Source organism: Streptomyces sp. NBC_00096, assembly GCF_045041305.1.
GTDB lineage: Bacteria > Actinomycetota > Actinomycetes > Streptomycetales > Streptomycetaceae > Streptomyces.
The window spans coordinates 133,241-151,013 of the sequence record NZ_CP108221.1; the positions used below are offsets into that span (position 1 = coordinate 133,241).

At 73.7% G+C, this 17,773-nt stretch carries 19 protein-coding genes; 5 read left to right on the top strand and 14 right to left on the bottom strand.

Annotation, left to right across the window (positions count from 1 at the left end):
* Positions 1-122: 122 nt before the first annotated feature.
* Positions 123-1,124, bottom strand: a complete 1,002-nt coding sequence (locus OG904_RS00620; protein ID WP_405486199.1) for a LysR substrate-binding domain-containing protein — start codon at positions 1,122-1,124, stop codon at positions 123-125.
* Between the two features lie 70 nt (positions 1,125-1,194).
* Here OG904_RS00620 and OG904_RS00625 point away from each other — a divergent pair, with 70 nt between their 5' ends.
* Positions 1,195-2,172 (top strand): dihydrodipicolinate synthase family protein, encoded by a 978-nt coding sequence (locus tag OG904_RS00625; protein WP_405486201.1) that lies wholly within the window; start codon positions 1,195-1,197, stop codon positions 2,170-2,172.
* A 1,425-nt stretch (positions 2,173-3,597) separates the two neighbouring features.
* Positions 3,598-4,284: a LysM peptidoglycan-binding domain-containing protein gene (locus tag OG904_RS00630; RefSeq protein WP_405486203.1), complete on the top strand. Its 687-nt coding sequence runs from the start codon at positions 3,598-3,600 to the stop codon at positions 4,282-4,284.
* A gap of 50 nt (positions 4,285-4,334) precedes the next feature.
* Here the strand turns inward: OG904_RS00630 and OG904_RS00635 are convergent, their stop codons facing one another.
* Positions 4,335-4,715, bottom strand: a complete 381-nt coding sequence (locus OG904_RS00635; RefSeq protein ID WP_405486205.1) for a 5-carboxymethyl-2-hydroxymuconate Delta-isomerase — start codon at positions 4,713-4,715, stop codon at positions 4,335-4,337.
* A 130-nt stretch (positions 4,716-4,845) separates the two neighbouring features.
* Positions 4,846-5,490 (bottom strand): MerR family transcriptional regulator, encoded by a 645-nt coding sequence (locus OG904_RS00640; RefSeq protein WP_405486207.1) that lies wholly within the window; start codon positions 5,488-5,490, stop codon positions 4,846-4,848.
* 87 nt (positions 5,491-5,577) lie between these two features.
* On the opposite strand from OG904_RS00640, the gene OG904_RS00645 reads away from it, so the two are divergent.
* The 3 genes from OG904_RS00645 to OG904_RS00655 all read left to right on the top strand — a co-directional run bounded on the left by OG904_RS00645 (position 5,578) and on the right by OG904_RS00655 (position 7,897).
* On the top strand, positions 5,578-6,087 hold the full coding sequence (locus tag OG904_RS00645; protein WP_405486209.1) for a DUF4188 domain-containing protein: 510 nt from the start codon (positions 5,578-5,580) through the stop codon (positions 6,085-6,087).
* A 109-nt stretch (positions 6,088-6,196) separates the two neighbouring features.
* Positions 6,197-7,150, top strand: a complete 954-nt coding sequence (locus tag OG904_RS00650) for an IS481 family transposase (RefSeq protein ID WP_405486211.1) — start codon at positions 6,197-6,199, stop codon at positions 7,148-7,150.
* Between the two features lie 177 nt (positions 7,151-7,327).
* The gene (locus OG904_RS00655) at positions 7,328-7,897 is read left to right on the top strand and encodes a GNAT family N-acetyltransferase (RefSeq protein ID WP_405486213.1); all 570 of its coding nucleotides are present in this window, start codon (positions 7,328-7,330) and stop codon (positions 7,895-7,897) included.
* 15 nt (positions 7,898-7,912) lie between these two features.
* Here OG904_RS00655 and OG904_RS00660 read toward each other — a convergent pair whose 3' ends face one another.
* From OG904_RS00660 to OG904_RS00710, 11 genes are all read right to left on the bottom strand, one after another.
* Positions 7,913-8,518 carry a response regulator gene (locus OG904_RS00660; RefSeq protein WP_405486215.1) on the bottom strand — a complete coding sequence of 202 codons (606 nt, stop codon included), beginning with the start codon at positions 8,516-8,518 and terminating at the stop codon, positions 7,913-7,915.
* Positions 8,515-9,852, bottom strand: a complete 1,338-nt coding sequence (locus tag OG904_RS00665; RefSeq protein ID WP_405486217.1) for a sensor histidine kinase — start codon at positions 9,850-9,852, stop codon at positions 8,515-8,517. Before OG904_RS00665 ends, OG904_RS00660 begins: the two co-directional genes overlap by 4 nt.
* A gap of 3 nt (positions 9,853-9,855) precedes the next feature.
* A complete protein-coding gene (locus OG904_RS00670) occupies positions 9,856-10,572 on the bottom strand; it encodes an ABC transporter permease (RefSeq protein WP_405497676.1) in 717 nt (238 codons plus the stop codon).
* A gap of 2 nt (positions 10,573-10,574) precedes the next feature.
* Positions 10,575-11,573: an ABC transporter ATP-binding protein gene (locus OG904_RS00675; RefSeq protein ID WP_405486219.1), complete on the bottom strand. Its 999-nt coding sequence runs from the start codon at positions 11,571-11,573 to the stop codon at positions 10,575-10,577.
* Positions 11,574-11,642: 69 nt separating this feature from the next.
* A complete protein-coding gene (locus tag OG904_RS00680) occupies positions 11,643-12,563 on the bottom strand; it encodes a phytoene/squalene synthase family protein (protein WP_405486221.1) in 921 nt (306 codons plus the stop codon).
* 166 nt (positions 12,564-12,729) lie between these two features.
* Positions 12,730-13,293, bottom strand: a complete 564-nt coding sequence (locus tag OG904_RS00685) for a GNAT family N-acetyltransferase (RefSeq protein WP_405486223.1) — start codon at positions 13,291-13,293, stop codon at positions 12,730-12,732.
* Between the two features lie 39 nt (positions 13,294-13,332).
* On the bottom strand, positions 13,333-15,030 hold the full coding sequence (locus OG904_RS00690; RefSeq protein WP_405486225.1) for a protein kinase domain-containing protein: 1,698 nt from the start codon (positions 15,028-15,030) through the stop codon (positions 13,333-13,335).
* Positions 15,031-15,102: 72 nt separating this feature from the next.
* On the bottom strand, positions 15,103-15,369 hold the full coding sequence (locus tag OG904_RS00695; RefSeq protein WP_328302561.1) for a GlsB/YeaQ/YmgE family stress response membrane protein: 267 nt from the start codon (positions 15,367-15,369) through the stop codon (positions 15,103-15,105).
* Positions 15,370-15,519: 150 nt separating this feature from the next.
* Entirely contained in the window at positions 15,520-15,855 is a 336-nt protein-coding gene (locus OG904_RS00700; protein WP_405486228.1) for a hypothetical protein, read from the bottom strand.
* A gap of 5 nt (positions 15,856-15,860) precedes the next feature.
* Entirely contained in the window at positions 15,861-16,745 is an 885-nt protein-coding gene (locus OG904_RS00705) for a hypothetical protein (RefSeq protein ID WP_405486230.1), read from the bottom strand.
* A complete protein-coding gene (locus OG904_RS00710; RefSeq protein WP_405486232.1) occupies positions 16,742-17,671 on the bottom strand; it encodes a phosphatase PAP2 family protein in 930 nt (309 codons plus the stop codon). Before OG904_RS00710 ends, OG904_RS00705 begins: the two co-directional genes overlap by 4 nt.
* Positions 17,672-17,773 lie beyond the last annotated feature (102 nt).

Sequence of the window (17,773 nt, forward strand, 5' to 3'; positions counted from 1 at the left end):
CTTCTTCACGGTTTCCGTCGACTGCACCGGGGGTCCCGCGAGGGATCCGCCGGTCCGGCCAACGTACACGCGCGTTCCCGCGTACGGGAATTGCCCCGCGCCGCGGCGCGCGGCAGCCGTGCCTACGTGGCCAGTTCCGGCGGTACCGCCTCCCGCAGGGCCGCGCCGAAGGCGGCCACGGCGGGGTGGGCGGCGGCCCCGCTGCGGAAGGCCAGGTTGGTCCGGCGCTCCATGAGGAGGCGGGTGAGGACCACGGCCGGATCCGCGCGCCCGGTGATCCCGAGCTGCGGCACCACGGCCACGCCCTGACCGGCCGCGACCAGGGCGAGCACGGTGGCGAACTCGTCCACTTGGTGGCGGATCCGCGGCGTGAACCCGGCGGCCTGGCAGGCCCGCAGCGTCATGGCGTGGCAGAGCGTGCCCGGTGTGGCGGTGATCCAGGGCGCATCGGCATGGGTACGGAGCATCGCGCGCTGGTCGGTGGCGGGCGGGGTCGCTGGGATCGCTGCGGAGACGGGGGGCGCCGGGGGCACCGGGGAGACGGGGGGCGCGGGGAGTGCCGGGGAGACGGGGGGCGCCGGGGAGACGGGGGGCGCCGGGGACGCGAGGTACATCGCTTCGCGGTACAGCGGCTCGGCGGCGAGCCCCGGTTCCTCCGGCGCGGGGACGAAGTCGTACTCGTGGATCAGCGCCACGTCCAGGTCACCGGCTCGCAGCGCGTGCGCGACCGCCGCCGGGTCGGTCTCGGACACCATGGGCTCCAGTCCCGGGTGGCGGCGGCCCAGCGCGACCAGGGCCGCCGGGACGATGGCCCGGGTCGCGGTGGGGAAGGACCCGATCCGCAGCGCGCCGGCCAGGCCGCCGCGCGCCTCGGCGAGATCGGCGTCGGCGCGTTCCAGCAGTTCCAGGACCGCGTCGGCGTGCCGGACCAGGTTCTGCCCGGCGGGAGTGAGCCTGACCCCGCGTCCCGTGCGCTCCAGCAGCGCCAGACCGGCCTCGCGTTCGAGGACGCCGAGCTGCTGGGACACCGCCGAAGGGCTGAACGAGAGCGCCTCGGCCACTGCGGCGATGGTCCCCCGGCGGGCGAGTTCGCGCAGGAGGCGCAGGCGTCGTACATCGAGCATCGGATCAGCTTACGGGTCGGGTAAGAAAAGCGAACTGGATTCGATGCTCGGAGCGCGCGAGGCTCGACGCATGACCCAAACCTCCATGACCCAGGCCTCCACGCCCCAGGCCTCCACGACACAGACCTCCACGACACAGACCCTCACGGCACAGGCCCCAACCCCTTCGGTCCCGCAGGGGATCCACGTACCGCTGATCACCCCCTTCTCCGCGGCCGGGGAGGTGGCCGCCGAGGCCCTGGAGGCCCTCGCCCACGAGGTGCTCGACGCGGGCGCCTCCGGGATCGTGGCGCTCGGCACCACCGGCGAGCCGGCCGGACTCGACGAGGCGGAGCGCGACCTGGTCACCGAGGTCTGCGCGCGGGTCTGCCGGGAACGGGGGGCGGCGCTGACCGTGGGCGCCGGGGCGAGCGGGACCCGGGCCGCCGAGGACTCGCTCACCCGGCTGAAGCGGTGGCCCGAGGTGGGGGCGGCGCTGGTGACCGTGCCCGCGTTCGTACGCCCCTCGGCGGCCGGGGTGCTCGCGCACTTCGAGCGGCTGACGCGGGTGAGCCCCGTACCGCTGATCGTCTACCACGTCCCGTACCGGACCGGGAAGCCGCTGGACGCGGCCTCGCTGCGGTCCATCGGGGCGCTGCCCGGGGTGGCCGCGGTCAAGTACGCGGTCGGCTCGGTCGATGAGGACGCGGTGGCGCTGCTCGGTGACCTGCCGGCGGACTTCGCGGTGCTGGCGGGCGATGACGCCTTCCTCTCACCCCTGCTCGCGCTCGGCGCGGCGGGCGGGATCCTCGCCTCGGCGCACCTCGCGACAGCCCGGTTCGCCGAGCTCGCCGAGGCCTGGCGGGCGGGCGACGCCGACCGGGCGCGCGTGTTGGGCGCCGCCCTGGCCCGCCTCTCCCACGCCGTCTTCAGCGAGCCCAACCCCACGGTCGTCAAGGGCGTGTTGTACGCCCAGGGCCGCATCCCGACACCGGACGTACGCCTCCCCCTGCTACCGGCCACCCCCGAAGCGATCGCCGCCGCCCAACGGGAACTGGCCCCCCTCTAACCCCGCGCCCCCAACCCGCCACCTCTCACCCAATCCCCCTCCCGGCCACCCACCCCGCCCCGCCCGCCGACCCCGGCCGAGCCCCCACCTCAACCCAGTCACCCGCCCCAACCGAGCCCCCACCTCAACCCAGCCACCCCACCCCAGCCCAGCCACCCCGCCCCAAGCCCGCGCCCCGACCCGGGCACCCACCCCAGCCGAGGCCGCAGTCGAACCCGGCTCCCCCTGCCGGCCGACACTGTGCGGGCCCGCGGCCCCATCCGCCGGGGCTGGGCCATCTCGCCCTGCCCCACCCCGAGACCCGAGACCCGGAAACCCCCGCGGGCTCCGCGATCGCCCACGTCCCCGGCGGGCGGCACGCACGCCCGACGGGGCGTGCCACCGCCGACCACCCTCCGGACGCCGGCCCACACCCGGCACGGCCGGGCCCCGGCACGGACTCGGGCCCACACGGGCAAGCCCGGCACTGCCGAAGTCGGGCACGGGCAGGCCCGGCACGGACTCAGGCTGGCGCCTGCCGAGGCACCGGCACTGGCACCGCCCAGGCGCACGGGCACGCCCGGGCACCGCCACGTCCAGCACGCAGGGTGCCTGCGCGTCCGCCCGGCCCGCTCCGGACCGCCACACACCAGCCGCACAGGCCCGCCACGGGACCGGCAGGTGCGGGCCCCTACCCAAGCCGGCCATGTCCAGCCCGACCGCGCCATCAGCACGCAGGGCTCCCCCGCGTCCGCCGGACCGCCACACGCCAGCCGGACGGTCCGGCACGGGACCGCCCGGTCCCTGCCCAGGCCAGCCGTGCCCAGGACGCAGGGCACCCCTCGCCCGCCGGGGCCGTTCCGGACCGCCACACACCAGCCGGACAGGCCCGGCGCACGGGACCGGCACAGCCACAGGCACGGTCCCTGCCCAGGCCAGCCGTGCCCAGGCCTGCCCTGCCCAGCCCGGCCGCGGCCACCGCGCAGGGCGCCCACGCGTCCGCCGGGGCCGTTCCGGATCGGTGTGCGGCCGGTGCCGGGGGCCCGCGGGCGGGGGTGGCGCCGGCAGGGTCCCGCACATGGTCGATTGGGCCCGTGATGGGCGATTTGCACCTAACGGGCCGGTCGCCCGAATCAGCCCCGGCGACGGGCGACTTGCCCGATTTTGAACCCCGCCCCGTCACCCGTGATGTGAGTCACCCTGGCCGCGCCAACATCATTTCCCCGCAGGGGGCGAATCCCTTTTCCCAGTTGGAAATTCGGGAATTCTGGCATCCCCTTTCAAGGTCATCCATCGGGCCGATTGCGGGAAGTTGATCTGCCCGCGGAATTCAAGCCTTGTTCCGGCCCGCCGACACCGCCTACGGTCACCTCATTCCCGGTGGTCCACTGCCGAATCCGGCCTCCGCCAGGGCCCTTCCGTACCCCCCACGTGAGGAATTCCGCCATGTCCGCAAAGGGAAAGCACCGTCGGCCGAAGCAGCACCACGCACTCACCCGCAAGCTGGCCATCGCCGGCACGGGCAGCGCGGCGCTGACCCTCCCGCTGATCAGCACGACCACGGCCGGGGCGGCCGAGGTGAGCGCCGCTCCCAAGACGTATTCCGTGGTCAGCGGTGACACCCTGAGCAAGATCGCGGCGGAGCACTCCATAGGCGGCGGCTGGCAGCAGCTCTACGAAGCCAACCGGAGCATCGTCGGCGCCAACCCCGCGATCATCCGCCCCGGCCTGAAGCTGAACCTCGCCGCCGCCCCCGCGGCCGCACCGGCCACCGCCGCCAAGGCCGCCGCCGTCAAGGCCGTCCCCAGCTACCCGAACAACCTCGACGGCTGGATCAGGGAGTCCCTCGACGTCATGGCGCTGCACGGAATCCCCGGCAGCTATGACGGAATTCACCGCAACGTCATACGTGAATCCTCGGGAAATCCGCTGGCCATCAACAACTGGGACTCCAACGCGGCGGCCGGCATCCCCTCCAAGGGCCTGCTCCAGGTCATCGACCCGACCTTCCGCGCCTATCACGTACCCGGCACCGCGCAGAACTCCTACGATCCCGTCGCCAACATCGTGGCCGCCTGCAATTACGCGGCCGACCGCTACGGCTCGATCGACAACGTCAACGGCGCCTACTGAAAAGCCCGTACGACGGCAGCGGACCGGAGCCTGGGCAAGGGGGCCGGAGTTCAGGCCCCCACGTGCTTGCGGTACGCCGCCCCCAGCTCGTTCACGTCCACCGAGGCGTGCACGACGGGAACGGGGACGGGGCCGGACGCGTCCGCCCCCCGGGCCGTGTACGTGCGCAGCAGTTCGAGCACGGCCTCGCTCAACTCGGCCTTGACCGCCTCGGTCCGGCCCGTCAGCAGGGCCAGCTGTACGTGGACGAGCGCGCTCCCGGGCGCACCGTCGGCCACGTAGACCTCTTCGAGGCACCGGAAGCGCGTCTTGCAGTTCTCGACGGTGGCATTCGCCACCGTGGCGGTCAACGCGTGCAGGGCGAGGGCGAATCCACGCCGGTCGAAGGTGTCGGTCAGGTTCGCCGAATAGTCGACGGTGATCTGCGGCATCGGTTCTCCAGGTGTTCTCGGTGGCACGTCACGGCACGCGCCACGCCCGGCGCGCCGTACGGCGCCCGTACCTTTCCCCCGCATTCTCGCGGACCCGCACGAGCCCGGACCCGCACGAGCCCGGCCCCGCTCACTCCAGCCCGTACCGCCGGGCCGACTCCTCCTCCTGCGCCAGCCGGTGCAGGGCCTTCAGCACTGGCTGGACGAGGATGACCGCGGCCACCGCCGTTTCGACCTTCTCCTCCTCGGAGGGGTACGTCTCCATGAAGTCCAGGTCGCGCACGGCCGCCTGGTGCATCAGCTCGGCGTACGGAGCCATCAGCGGGGCGTCCCACGGATAGCCGAGCCGGATGAGCGCGGACACCGCCGCCACGAGCGAGCGGTGGATGGGGGACAGTGCGCCCACCATCCGGGCCGTCGACCAGCCCAGCATCTCCAGCAGCCGGTCCACCTCGTGCCGCGCGGCGATCACCGCCGCGTCCTCCTCGTCCGGCTCGGGCACCTGCGGCAGCGCCCACAGCGCCGCGCCGATCCGCATCGTGCGCCCCAGGGACTCGTCGTCCACGTGCGCGAGCACTTCCCGGGCCTTGGCCACCGGTATCCCGCCGACCTGGATCAGCGCGCGGACCAGCCGCAGCCGCCGCAGATGCCCCTCGTCGTACTCGGCGGTCGTCGCACTGACCCGCCGTCCCGGCGCCAACAGCCCTTCACGCAGGTAGTACTTGATGGTCGCCGTCGAGACGCCACTGCGTTCGCTCAACTCCGCCAGCCGCATCTCTTGAACCTTTCATTGGGGAGTGCCACTATCCAACCCCGTAGGGATGGACAGTGCCGCTATCCAACCAGGCGATCCGGAGACAGAGTGTCAGCGAAGCCGATACCGGGCCACACCACTGCAGCCGCGGAGGGCGATGTCGTCGTCCTCCTGATCGGGATGCGCATCAACCACTTCTGGGCCGTGCACCACTGGCTGCCGGTCCTGCTGGCCATGCCCCGCATGCTCCGCGAACTGACCCGGACCGAGGGCCGGGGGCTGCTCGGCCACGTCCTGCTCACCGGTTCGCCCCGTACCTACTACGTGGTCCAGTACTGGGAGTCCAAGGAGAAGCTGTACGCCTACGCCAAGGCCCCGGACATGTTCCACCACCGGGCCTGGGCGATCATCAACCGCAAGGAGCGCGCGGGCAAGCTCCGCCAGCACGTGGGCCTGTGGCACGAGTCGTACGTGGTCCCCGAGGGCTCGTACGAGTCGATCTACGCCGACATGCCGCCCTACGGACTGGCCGCCGCCACCGGAACGCTCCCCCTCGAGGCCCGCGGCCGCCGCGCCTCCGACCGCTTCAAGCACCGCTCCGGCGGGAAGGCGACCTAGGTGTGCTGTCCCGACACGTTGGTGACACGCGTGCTGGGTTCTTGAAATGGGTGAGGGCCTCCGGGTTCGGTGTGGATTGCGACATCTGCACCGATCCGAGGAGGCCCTCGTGGTTCACCGTAATGCCCCGCTGACCGAGACCGGACGACTTCGTCTGGCCCGCTGTGTCGTGGACGACGGCTGGCCTGTGCGGCGGTCGGCGGAGCGTTTCCAGGTCAGCCACACCACCGCGGCCCGCTGGGCCACCCGCTACCGGCAGTTCGGCGTCGCCGCAATGAGCGACCGCTCCAGCCGGCCCCACCACCAGCCCGCCCGGACCGCCGCCGAGGTGGAGGAACAGGTCCTGCGACTGCGGCGCGAACACCGGATCGGCCCCCTGCGGCTGGCCGCCCGCTGCGGGATCGCGCCCTCGACCGCCCACCGCATCCTCACCCGCCACGGCCTGCCACCACTCACGGCTCTGGACCGGGCCACCGGCGAACCCATCCGCCGCTACGAACGAGCCCGGCCCGGCGAGCTGATCCACATCGACGTCAAGAAGCTCGGCCGGATCCCCGACGGCGGCGGCCACAGAACCCTCGGCAGAGCCGAAGGCCGCCGCAACAAGACCGGCACCGGCTGGGCCTACCTCCACACCGCCCTCGACGACCACAGCCGCCTCGCCTACACCGAAGACCTCCCCGACGAGACGGCCCCCACATGCGCCGCCTTCCTGCGACGGGCGACCGCCTGGTTCGCGGAACGAGGCATCACCGTCGAACGGGTCCTGACCGACAACGCCTGGGCCTACAGCAGGAACACCTGGCGCCAAACCTGCCGCGATCTGGGCATCAGCCCCCGCTGGACCAGGCCCTGGCGGCCGCAGACCAACGGCAAAGTCGAACGCTTCCACCGCACCCTGCTCGAGGAATGGGCCTACCAGCAGCCCTACACCTCAGACACCGAACGCCAGACCGCGTTCACCGACTGGATCGACTGGTACAACTACCACCGACCCCACACCGGCATCCAAGGCCAAACACCCGCCAGCCGCGTCACCAACCTCCCCGGACAACACACCTAGGCCGCCTCTTTCGGATCTTGCCGGGACCGCGACGCCTGGAGCGGCTCAAGGGCCACGACCTCACTGTGTAATATCCCGTTTCGGGTTGCAGTCATTACTCGGAGGGGTGTCCGGATGTGGGAGCTCGCGCGCGCGTGGGTCGATGGGTGGACCGTCTCGCGGAGGGCGCCGAGGCCGGTGGACCAGCCGTGGGGGCTGAGCATCGAGGTCGGGCTGCCGACCCAGGCGGTCCGTCACGTCCTCCTCGACACCGATGCCGAGACCGCCCGCGAGCTCGTCGGCGCGGTCACCGAACCGGCCACCTGGATCAAGGCCTTCCGGGAACCGGAGGTCATGGAGCCGTGGTTCTCGCCCGACTGGGAGCCGACCGATCCCGGCTTCCTGATGGCCGTCGACCTGCGTCGGTCCGTCGTGCACACGCCTGACGGTTACACGGCCACCGCCGGGACCGCCGACGGTGTCGTGAGCGTGCGCGTTCTGGCTGCCGACGGGGAGCTCGCCGCGCGCGGTCAGCTCGGTCTGACCAATGGAGCCTGTGTCTTCGACCAGATCATCACCGAGGCGGCCCACCAGCGCCTCGGCCTCGGAACGGTCGTGATGGGCACGCTCACGAACGCGGCCATCGGGAGCGGCGCGGCGACCGGGATCCTGGGCGCGACCGTCCAGGGCCGGGCGCTCTACGAAGCGCTCGACTGGAAGGTCCTCGCACCACTGACCGGCTTCATCCACCAGCCCGTCGTGCTTTAAGAGCCGGCCCTGGCCTCAGAGCCAGCCCTGGCGGCGGGCCGCGCGGACGGCTTCCATGCGGTTGCGGGTGCCGGTCTTGCCGATCGCCGCGGACAGGTAGTTCCGTACGGTCGACTCCGACAGGTGCAGCTTCGCCGCGATGTCGGCGACGGTGGCGCCGTCGACCGAGGCGCTCAGCACGTCGACCTCGCGCGGGGTCAGCGGGTTCGGGCCCGCGCTGAGGGCCGCGGCCGCGAGCGCGGGGTCGATCACGGTCTCCCCCGCGAGCACCCGCCGTACCGCCGCCGCCAGTTCCTCGACCGGCCCGTCCTTCACCAGGAAGCCGGCCGCGCCCGCGTCCATCGCGCGCCGCAGGTAGCCGGGCCGGCCGAACGTGGTCAGGATCAGCACCCGGCAGCCGGGGCACTGCCTGCGCAGGTCCGCCGCCGCGTCGAGCCCGCTGCGGCCGGGGAGCTCGATGTCGAGCAGGGCCACGTCGGGCCGGGTCTCCAGGGCGGCGGGCACGATCTCGTCCCCGGCGCCGACCTGCGCCACGACCTCGATGTCCTCCTCCAGACCGAGCAGCAGGGCCAGGGCCCCGCGCATCATGCCCTGGTCCTCGGCCAGCAGGAGCCTGATCATCGGCCGTCCCCTTCCCCGTGCACGAAGTCCCCCTGTACGAAATCCCCCTGTACGAAGTCCTCGTCCACCGGGAGTTCGGCGGTGACGCGGAAACCGCGGCGGCCCGGGGCCGGGCCGCTGACGAGGGTGCCGCCGGCCGCGGCGAGCCGCTCGGTCAGCCCGGTCAGACCGCTGCCCGTCGGACTGCTGCCCGTCGGACCGCTGCCCGCCCGGTTGTCGCCCGGCGGGTCAGAGCCTACGCCGCCGCCCCCGTCATCGGTGATCATCAGGCGGACCCGCCCGGCGGCGCCCCGGATCTCGATCTCGCAGCCCGTCGCACCGCTGTGCCGGATCACGTTGGTCACGGACTCGCGCACCACCCAGCCCAGCAGCGCCGCGGTCCGCGGTGGCAGCGGCGGCCCGGACTGCCGTACGACGGGCTCGATCCCGGCAGCGGTCAGGACGCCGCGGGCCCGGTCGAGTTCGCCCGCCAGGCTCGCCTCCCGGTACCCGGTGACGGCCTCCCGGATCTCGACGAGGGCCTGGCGGCCGACGGACTCGATGTCGGCCACCTGCGCGAGCGCCGCGTCCAGGTCGCGGGGCGCGAGCCGGCGGGCCGCCTCCGACTTCACGACGATCACCGACAGGGTGTGGCCGAGCAGATCGTGCAGGTCCCGCGAGAAGCGCAGCCGCTCCTGCTCCACGGCCGCCCGGGCCAGCTCCTGCCGGGTCTCGCGCAGCTCCCGCACCGTTTCCGACAGGGCGAGGATGGCCGCGGTGACCATGCCGGACAGGAACGTCCCGTAGACGATGCCGACCGCCCCCCACCCGTCGTGGTACACGGCGATCGCGCCGCCCACGGCGCTGAGGCCGAGCACGGCCACCCCCAGCGGGCGGCCCCGGAGCACCGCCCCGGTGGCGAGGCCCAGCAGCGGGAAGAACGTCAGCCAGCTGCCGCCGTAACCGAGGGCCAGCCCACAGGTGACCAGGCCCATGACGACGAGGCTCCAGCGGGTGCTCGCGGCCTCCCGCTTGCGCGTGTCGAAGGCGCGGAACACCACGCTGATGTAGAGGGAGTTGAAGATCAGCAGACCGGCGCCGCCGACGAGCGGGTTGGGGGTCCGGCCCTGGAGGATGTTGGAGAAGGCCCCCATGCCCATCAGGAGCCAGGGCAGCAGGGTGAATCCGCCGTTCAGTCCGCGCGGGCCGGACCCCCGTCCCTCCCCCTTGCCCCACCTGCCGCCGGAGCCGCCGCCCGGGGCCGGGTCCTCGCACACGCCCGTGCCCGTGCCCGTACCCGCGCCCGTACCCACGTCCATGCCCGTGCCCCGTTCCGCCTCGTGTACCGAACCCATGGTCTACACCGTCCTCGCGGACCGACGGTACGAGAGGACCGCGTACGCGCCGAACAGCAGGGCCCATGCCCCGATCACGGCCACCGCCGCGAGGGCGGGGGCCGCGCCCGCCGCTAGGGACTGCCCGATCTCCGCGAAGCGGTGGGTCGGGGTGAGGGCGGAGAGGGACCGCAGCCAGTGCGGGAACAGCTCGGCCGGGAACCACAGGCCGCCGACGACGGAGAACAGCAGGTTGCAGGCTACGTTGACGAGGCCGGTGGTCTGGGCGGAGAGCCGGTAGCCGTTGCCCATGCCCAGCAGGGTGAAGGGGAGGGCGCCGAGCCAGAGCGCGAGGGCGACGGCCGCCCACTGCCAGGCCCCGAGGCGGACCCCGTTGACGAGCGCGCCCGCCGTGAGGACGGCGGCGATGGCGGGCAGCACGATGACCGAGCCGGTCAGCGCCCGGCCGGTCACCACCTGGCGCGCGGTCATCGGGGTGACGCGCAGCTGGCGCAGCCAGCCGGCGCCCTTGTCCTCCGCGATGCCGGTACCGGTCGAGAGGGCGGAACCCAGGGCCCCGTAGGCGGCCATGGCGACCATGGAGGCGGTCTTCCACTCGGGGGCGTTGGTGCCGAGGTTGGTGAAGAGCAGGTACATCACCACCGGCATGCCGATGCCGAAGAAGACGAATCCGGTGTCGCGCAGGGCGCGGCGGACTTCGAGCCGGACGTACGCCGTGATGATCATCGGGCACTCTCCACGGCGGCCGCGGATCCGGTCAGGGCGAGGAAGGCGTCTTCGAGGGAGGCCCCCGTGACCTCCAGGCCGCGCACGGCTCCCCGGCCGGCGAGGGCCACGACCGTGGCGTCGGGGTCCTTGGTACGCAGCCTCGCGCGCTCCCCGCGTACCTCCACGGCGACCACCCCCGGCAACCCGGCCAGGCCCTCGGTCGGCAGCCCGGCCAGGTCGAAGGCGACCAGGGAGCCGCCGGCGGCGCGCCGGAGCCCCTCTCCGGTGGCGTCGGCGACGACGCGGCCCCGGTCCACGACCACGATGCGGTCGGAGTGGGCGTCGGCCTCCTCCAGGTAGTGCGTGGAGAACAGGACGGTGTTGCCGCGCCGGGCGTACGCCCGCATGGACACCCAGAACGCGCGCCGGGCCTCCACGTCGAGAGCCGCGGTCGGCTCGTCGAGGACGATCAGCTCCGGGTTCCCGGCGAGGGCCACGGCGAAGCGGACGCGCTGGGCCTGGCCGCCGGAGAGCCGGTCGGCGCGGCGGCCGGCCAGGTCCGTGAGCCCGGCCAGGGCCAGGGCCTCGGCGACGGGCATCGGCGACGGATAGGTCCGGGCGACGAAGGTGACGAGCTCGCGCACGGTGAGCCGGGGCACGGCGCGCCCCTCCTGGAGCATCGCGCCGACCCGGCCGGAGCGCACCGCCCGCCCGGGGCTCCCGCCGAAGAGGCGCACGCTGCCCGCGTCGGGTTCGTCCAGCCCGAGCAACAGGCTGATGGCGGTGGACTTTCCGGCGGCGTTGCGGCCGAGCAGGGCGACCGTCTCACCGCGCCGGATGTCGAGGTCGAGGCCGGCCACGGCGTGGACGGGGCCGAAGGACTTGGCGGTGTGCCGGAAGCTCACCGCGGGCGGCACCGCGTCGGCGGCCCGGCGCGGCGTGCCCGCCGCCACCGTTCCCGTTCCCGTTCCCGTTCCGGTTCGGGTTCCCGTTCCCGTCGTCGTCTGCGTCATGTCCACCACCCTACGGACGGGACCGGACCCCCGGCAGAGCCTCGTGTACGGACCGTGGCCGTACGAATGTCACTGCCGTACGGCGGTACGCGGCCTGCGCGATCGGGCGCGTGCCAGGGTGCGCAGCGGCGCCGCGAAGCCGTAGCCGACGTCCTTGCGCAGGGCCCCGGCTCCGGCCCGCTCCACCGCCGTGAGCTGGTGTCCCATGAGCTCCGTCATCGTCGAGGCGACCGCCCGCAGCCCCGGATCGGCGAGGTCCACGACGTCCTCCGCGGCGGCGAGCGCGCTCCGGGCCCGCCCGCACTCGGCGGCCAGCAGCTCCCGCACGGCCGGGGTGTCACGGGCCCGTTCGAGGTCGGCCCGGGTCACGGAGTGCTCGGCGAGGCGGGCGCGCGGGATGCAGAGCCGGCCCTGCGAGAGGTCCCCGGCGAGGTCGGCGAGGAAGTCGACCCGCTGGGCGGCGTCCACGAACCGCCGCCAGCCGGCCGCCTGTTCGGCGTCGGGCCCGCCCTCGTACTGCAGGCCGGTGAAGACGAGCACCCCGGGCCAGGCGTAGGCGTCGAGGTACGCCTGGAACTCCTCCTCGGAGGCGAAGCCGTCGAAGACCGCCTCCGCGGCGGCCGCTCCGTCGAGGAACCGGAAGATCCACTCGGCGGGCAGGCCGCGGGAGTCGACGGCGTGGGCGTAGGCACGCAGCAGCGGGTCGGCACCGTCCCCCGTCTCCAGCGCCCGGCGCACCCGGGCGCCCAGTTCCGCGAGGCCCGCCGCCCGCTGGTCCGGGGTTCCGGTCTCGGCGACGTCGTCGACCCGGTTCATGAAGGCGAGTCCGGCCGCCAGCCAGGGCACGAGCGGGGGCGCTGCGAGCAGTCGCAGGGCGAGGTAGGGCGCGGGTTCCCGGCGCAGGACCCGGCGGGCCGCGTGGGTGTAGTCGCCGCGGAGCCGGGCGCCGGATATGCCGGCCGTCGTGAGCGTGGTGCGCCAGCTGGGCATGGTGGGTCGGTTCTCCGCTTCGTGCGTCCGCGTACGTGCCGGCCGGTGCCCGCGCCGGGCGGCCGGGCCGGTGGGCGCGGTCAGTTCCTGTGGATCTTACGACCCGGTCCGTGCTCGAGGTCGGGCGTGCCGGCCTGGTGGTCGGGGACGGCGAAGCCGGGGGCGGTCAGCAGCGGGCGGATCCGAGGGCGCCTGCACCCGGCCGTCGCACCATGTAGACGTCGATCGGGTCCTGGACCTCCACGGTGAACCCGTGGCGCTCGTACAGCCGCCGGGCGGCGCTGCCCCGCAGGACGTTCAGGCGAACGGGCAAGCCGCCGGCGTCGATCCGCTCCAGCAGTGTTCGCAGCACGGCCGATCCGAGCCCCCGGCCCTGGAGGGCCGGAGCGAGGTAGAAATGCTCCAGCCACCGCCCGTCCTCGGCCGGTCGCACGGTGACGCATCCCGCGAAGGCGCCGTCGGCCACGATGACCGACGTGTGCCGCGGGGAGAAGGAATCCCGCAGCCGCTGCCGGACCCGGTGCTCGTCGAACCGTCCCAGCCGCTCCAGGTCCGGGCGCATCACCGTTGCCCGCAGCTCTGCGATCGCCTCGACATCCGCCGGCTCCGCGGAACGCAGCGCCCATTCCACGGGACGGCCCGGCCGTATCCCGTCCGCCCCGTCCGCCCCGTCCGCCCCCGCGCTCGCACTCGCACTCGCACTCGCACTCGCACTCGCACTCGCATCCATGGGCCGAAGTATCCCAATGGCCTGGCGCGCGCCACATCGTCAGCTCTTGTAGACCTTCTTGATCTTGAAATCGGTGTCCGCGAGGACGTAACCGCCCTGGCCGTACGGGTCGCTGATGTACGGGCGGATCGCGGGGCCACCGAGCCAGGGGGAGACGTTGAGGTAGCGCGAGCTCGGGATCGCGACGGCGAGCTCCTGCTTGGACTGGTCCATCAGGGCGGGGAGGCGGTCCCAGTTGATCGCGGCCATGTCCATGAGGTCGTCCCCTTCCTTCACGAGTCCGGCCGGTCCGGTGCGCTTGGCCGCACCGCCCCGGTATTGCCAGGCGTCGACGGACTTGGCTCCGGGGGTGGTGGGGATGTCGGCGAGCACGTACTCGTCGTAGACCCGCATGTTGACGAAGGTGGTGGTGCCCGTCTGCTGCTTGAGCGCCTCGACGGCGGCACGGATGCCGGCCGGGGTGATCAGGCTGCCCTGGGGCGGGGTGGCGGTCTTCGCCGTACTCCCCTTCGGGGTGGGGCTGGTGAGCACGGGGGTGCCCTGGGCCGGGGAGACCGGGGCGGAGGCGGACGGGGTGAGGGAGGACTTCGCGTCGCTGCCCGCACCGGCGGCGCCGGTGCCCTCGTTCCCGTCGGCCTTCCAGTGCACGATGCCGGCCACCCCGGCGGCCAGGACCACCGCGAGGAGCCCGGCGAGCAGCGCCGGACGGCGGCGGCGCGGTCCGGACGGCACCGGGGCGGGTACGGGGACGGTCGACGCGTAGGGGTTGCCGGCGCCCGGAACGAACGGCGTGGGGGTGGGAGTCGGTGCCGGAGTCGGCCCGGGCCCCGGGGTCACCGGGCCGAAGTTCCCGAGGGCGACCAGGGGTACCACCGGAGTGGCCCCGCCGAGAGCACTGCTCGCACTCCGGAGCAGCGCTTCCAGCTCCTCGGCGCCGGGCCGCGCGGCCAGGTCCCGTACCAGCAGCCGTTCCAGTACGGGCCCCAGCGGCCCGGACCGTACCGGCGCCGGGATCGGCTCGTCGAGCACCGCGACCACGGTGGCCAGGCTGGTGGCCCGGCGCAGCGGGTGCACCCCCTCCGAGGCCACGTAGAGCAGCATGCCGAGCGACCACAGGTCGGAGGCGGCCAGTCCCTCCTCGCCGCGCGCCCGCTCGGGCGCGATGTACTCCGGCGACCCGATCAGCACGCCCGTCGAGGTCAGCGCGGTGGAACCGTGCAGCGCCGCGATCCCGAAGTCCGTGAGCACCGCGGAGCCGTCGGGCCGCAGGAGGACGTTGGCCGGTTTCACGTCCCGGTGCAGCACCCCCTCCGCATGGGCGGCGCGCAGCGCGGAGAGCACGTCGAGGCCGAGCCGCAGCACCTCCGCCACCGGCATCGGCCCGTCGGCCAGCCGGTCGTGCAGGGAGCCGCCCCTGACCATCTCCATCACGATCCACGGATGCCCGCCGGATCCCTCCGCGGGCTCCACGATGTGGTGGATCGTGACCACGTTCGGATGCGCGAGGCGGGCGAGCGCGCGGGCCTCGCGGACGGCCCGCTCGCGCAGCTGGACGGCGAGATCGGGCTGGGCGGCGGCGGTCGCCGGATCGGGCGGCCGCACCTCCTTGAGCGCCACGTCCCGGTGCAGCGCGATGTCACGGGCCCGCCACACCGTGCCCATACCGCCACTGCCCAGGGGCGCCACCAGTTCGAAACGCCCGTCGATCAACCGTCTGCCGGCCTCACTGCTCTCCATGGCCGGTCATCGTAGGCGCCACCGCCGACGGTGGTGCAGGTGGTCCCGGGGATGGACGGTCGGGGGCGCCGGTCAGTTGCGGGAGTTGCCGAACAGGAGCCGGTAGGCGACGAGCAGCACCAGGGAGCCCGCGATGGCGGAGCCCCAGGTCGCGAGGTCGAAGAAGTCGTTCTGGATCGACCGGCCCAGGAACTTCGCCGAGAGCCAGCCGCCGATGAAGGCGCCGGCGATGCCGATGAGGGTGGTGCCGATCAGGCCGCCGGGGTCCCGGCCGGGCAGCAGGACCTTGGCGATCCCGCCCGCGAGCAGTCCAAGGATGATCCAGCCGATGATGCCCATGCCTGTTCACTCCGCTTCGGTGTGCGCGCGGGTGCGCGCGGTGTCCGTTTCCGTCTCACCGGGAAGGACGCGCGAACGGGCGAAACGGTTCTCAGCCGAGGCGGTTCGGCCGCGCCGGATATGGACGCGCCGGGCACATGCGCGCCGGGTTCAACCGCGCCGGGTACGGGCGGCGGTGGCGGCGACCAGCACGGCGGCCGCCGCAGCACCCATCGCGCCCGCAGCCAGGAATCCGCCGCGGGACCGCCAGGACAGCACCGACAGCGTCGACTGGGCGGAGAGCACCGAGCCCGCGCTCAGCCAGGACCCCGCCGACGCGGCCGACAGGGCAGAGCCGATCGAGCCGATGGACAGCACGCTGCCGACCGAGCCGACCGAGAGGACCGAGCCCACGGAACCGAGGGACAGGACGGAGCCCACCGAACCGAAGGAGAGGATCGAGTCCTTGGAGCGGAGCGAGAGGAACGAACCGTCGTCGGCAGCCATACGGATCATGCTGCCACACCGGCCATCGGCGCGGCGGGGGATCCGGCGGCCGGGGACGCGGCGGCCGTCGTCTGCTGCGGGGTCCGCGTGAGCAGCAGCACGCCCCGGGCCGCCGCGAGCGCGCCCGCCGCCGCCAGCAGGACTCCGAGCGCCCCGCCCTGGATGCGTTCGCCGAGCAGCACCATGCCGATCGCGGCGGCGGCCAGCGGGTTGGTGAGGTTGACCACCGCGAGCGGGGCCCCGAGGCCGCCCCGGTAGGCCCGCTGGGACAGCAGCATCCCGCCGACCGCGAAGACCACGACGAGCAGGGCCACCGACACGACCCGGAGGCTGAGCAGCGCCCCGCCGCGGCCGCCCGCCACGGCGACGGTCTGGGTCAGGGCGGAGGCGGCCGCGGAGGCCAGCCCGGACGCCGTCGCGTGGCGCAGCCCCGAGCGCGTGTCCGTGCGTACGGTCAGCAGCACGATGACGGCAGCCGTCGCCGCGGAGACGGCGAGGGCCTCGGCCAGGGTGAGGGTTTCGTCGGGGGCCGGGCCGGAGGCGGGCAGCAGGAGCAGCCCGAGGCCGGCGACGGTGGCCAGGGTGCCGCGCCACTCGGTGGCCACGACCTTGCGCCCGGCGCCGTGCGCGCCCAGCGGGACGGCGGCGACGAGGGTGAGCGCGCCGAGCGGCTGGACCAGGGTGAGCGGGCCGTAGCGCAGGGCGGCGGCGTGCAGGAGGGCGGCGGCGGCGTTCAGGCCCGCCGACCACCACCAGGCGCCGTTGCCGAGCAGTGATGCGGCGCTGCGGGCGACCGCGCGGCGGGCGAGGCGTTCCTGGGCGACGGCGGCCGCCGCGTAGGTGACGGCCGCGGCGAGGCAGAGCAGGACGGCGACGAGGGTGGCGCTCACCGGACCGCTCCCACGACTTCTGCGGTCCCGGCGGTCGTGGCGGTTCCGGCGCTCACTGCGGTCGCTGCGGTCCCAGCGCTCACTGCGGTCCTGGCGGTCACTGCGGTCCTGGCGGTCACGGGCGGGGGTGCGGTCACGGGTACCGGGCCGGTCCCGCGCGGACCGGGCACGCTCCGCGCGGCGAGGAGCGCGCGGACGGCCGGGCGCGGAACCAGCAGCAGGGCGGCCCCGAGCAGCAGCGTCGCGACGACGGCGTCGAGCCAGTAGTGGTTGGCCGTGCCGACGACCACGAGCAGGGTGGCCAGCGGGTGCAGCAGCCACAGGAAGCGCCACCGGGAAGAGGTCGCGGCGATCATGCCGAGGGCCAGCATCAGGGCCCAGCCGAAGTGCAGGGAGGGCATCGCGGCGAACTGGTTGGCCACGGTGTCGGTGGCCGGCGCGGCCCCGTAGACGGTCGGTCCGTAGACCTGACCGGTGTCGATCAGGTGGGCGGCGCCCAGCATCCGCGGGGGCGCGAGGGGGAAGGCCAGGTGGAGGACGAGGGCCGCGCCGGTGAGCACGGCGAGGACGCGGCGGGTCCAGAGGTAGTGCGCGGGGCGGCGTACGTAGAGCCAGACCAGGAAGACCACGGTGGCGGGGAAGTGCACGGCCGCGTAGTAGGTGTTCGCGGTGTGGACCAGGGCGTCGCTGTGCAGGAGCAGGCTCTGGACCAGGCCCTCGCCGGGCAGGTGCAGGGTGCGCTCGGCGTCCCAGACCCGGGCGGCGTTGCGGAAGGCTTCGTCCGTGCGGCCGGTGGAGAGCATGCGGCCGCACTTGTAGACGGCGAAGAGACCCGCGACGAGCAGCAGCTCGCGTATGAGACGGCGGCGGCCGCCGGACGGCCTGGGCCCCGCGCCGGCCTCGGCAGGTGTGGTGTGGGAGGTCATCCCCCGGTCTCGCTTCCTGTACACGGACTCACAATCGACACACCAGTGTATCGATACATTCGCGTATCGATACGAGTGTGTACCGATACGCTCGCGTTCCCG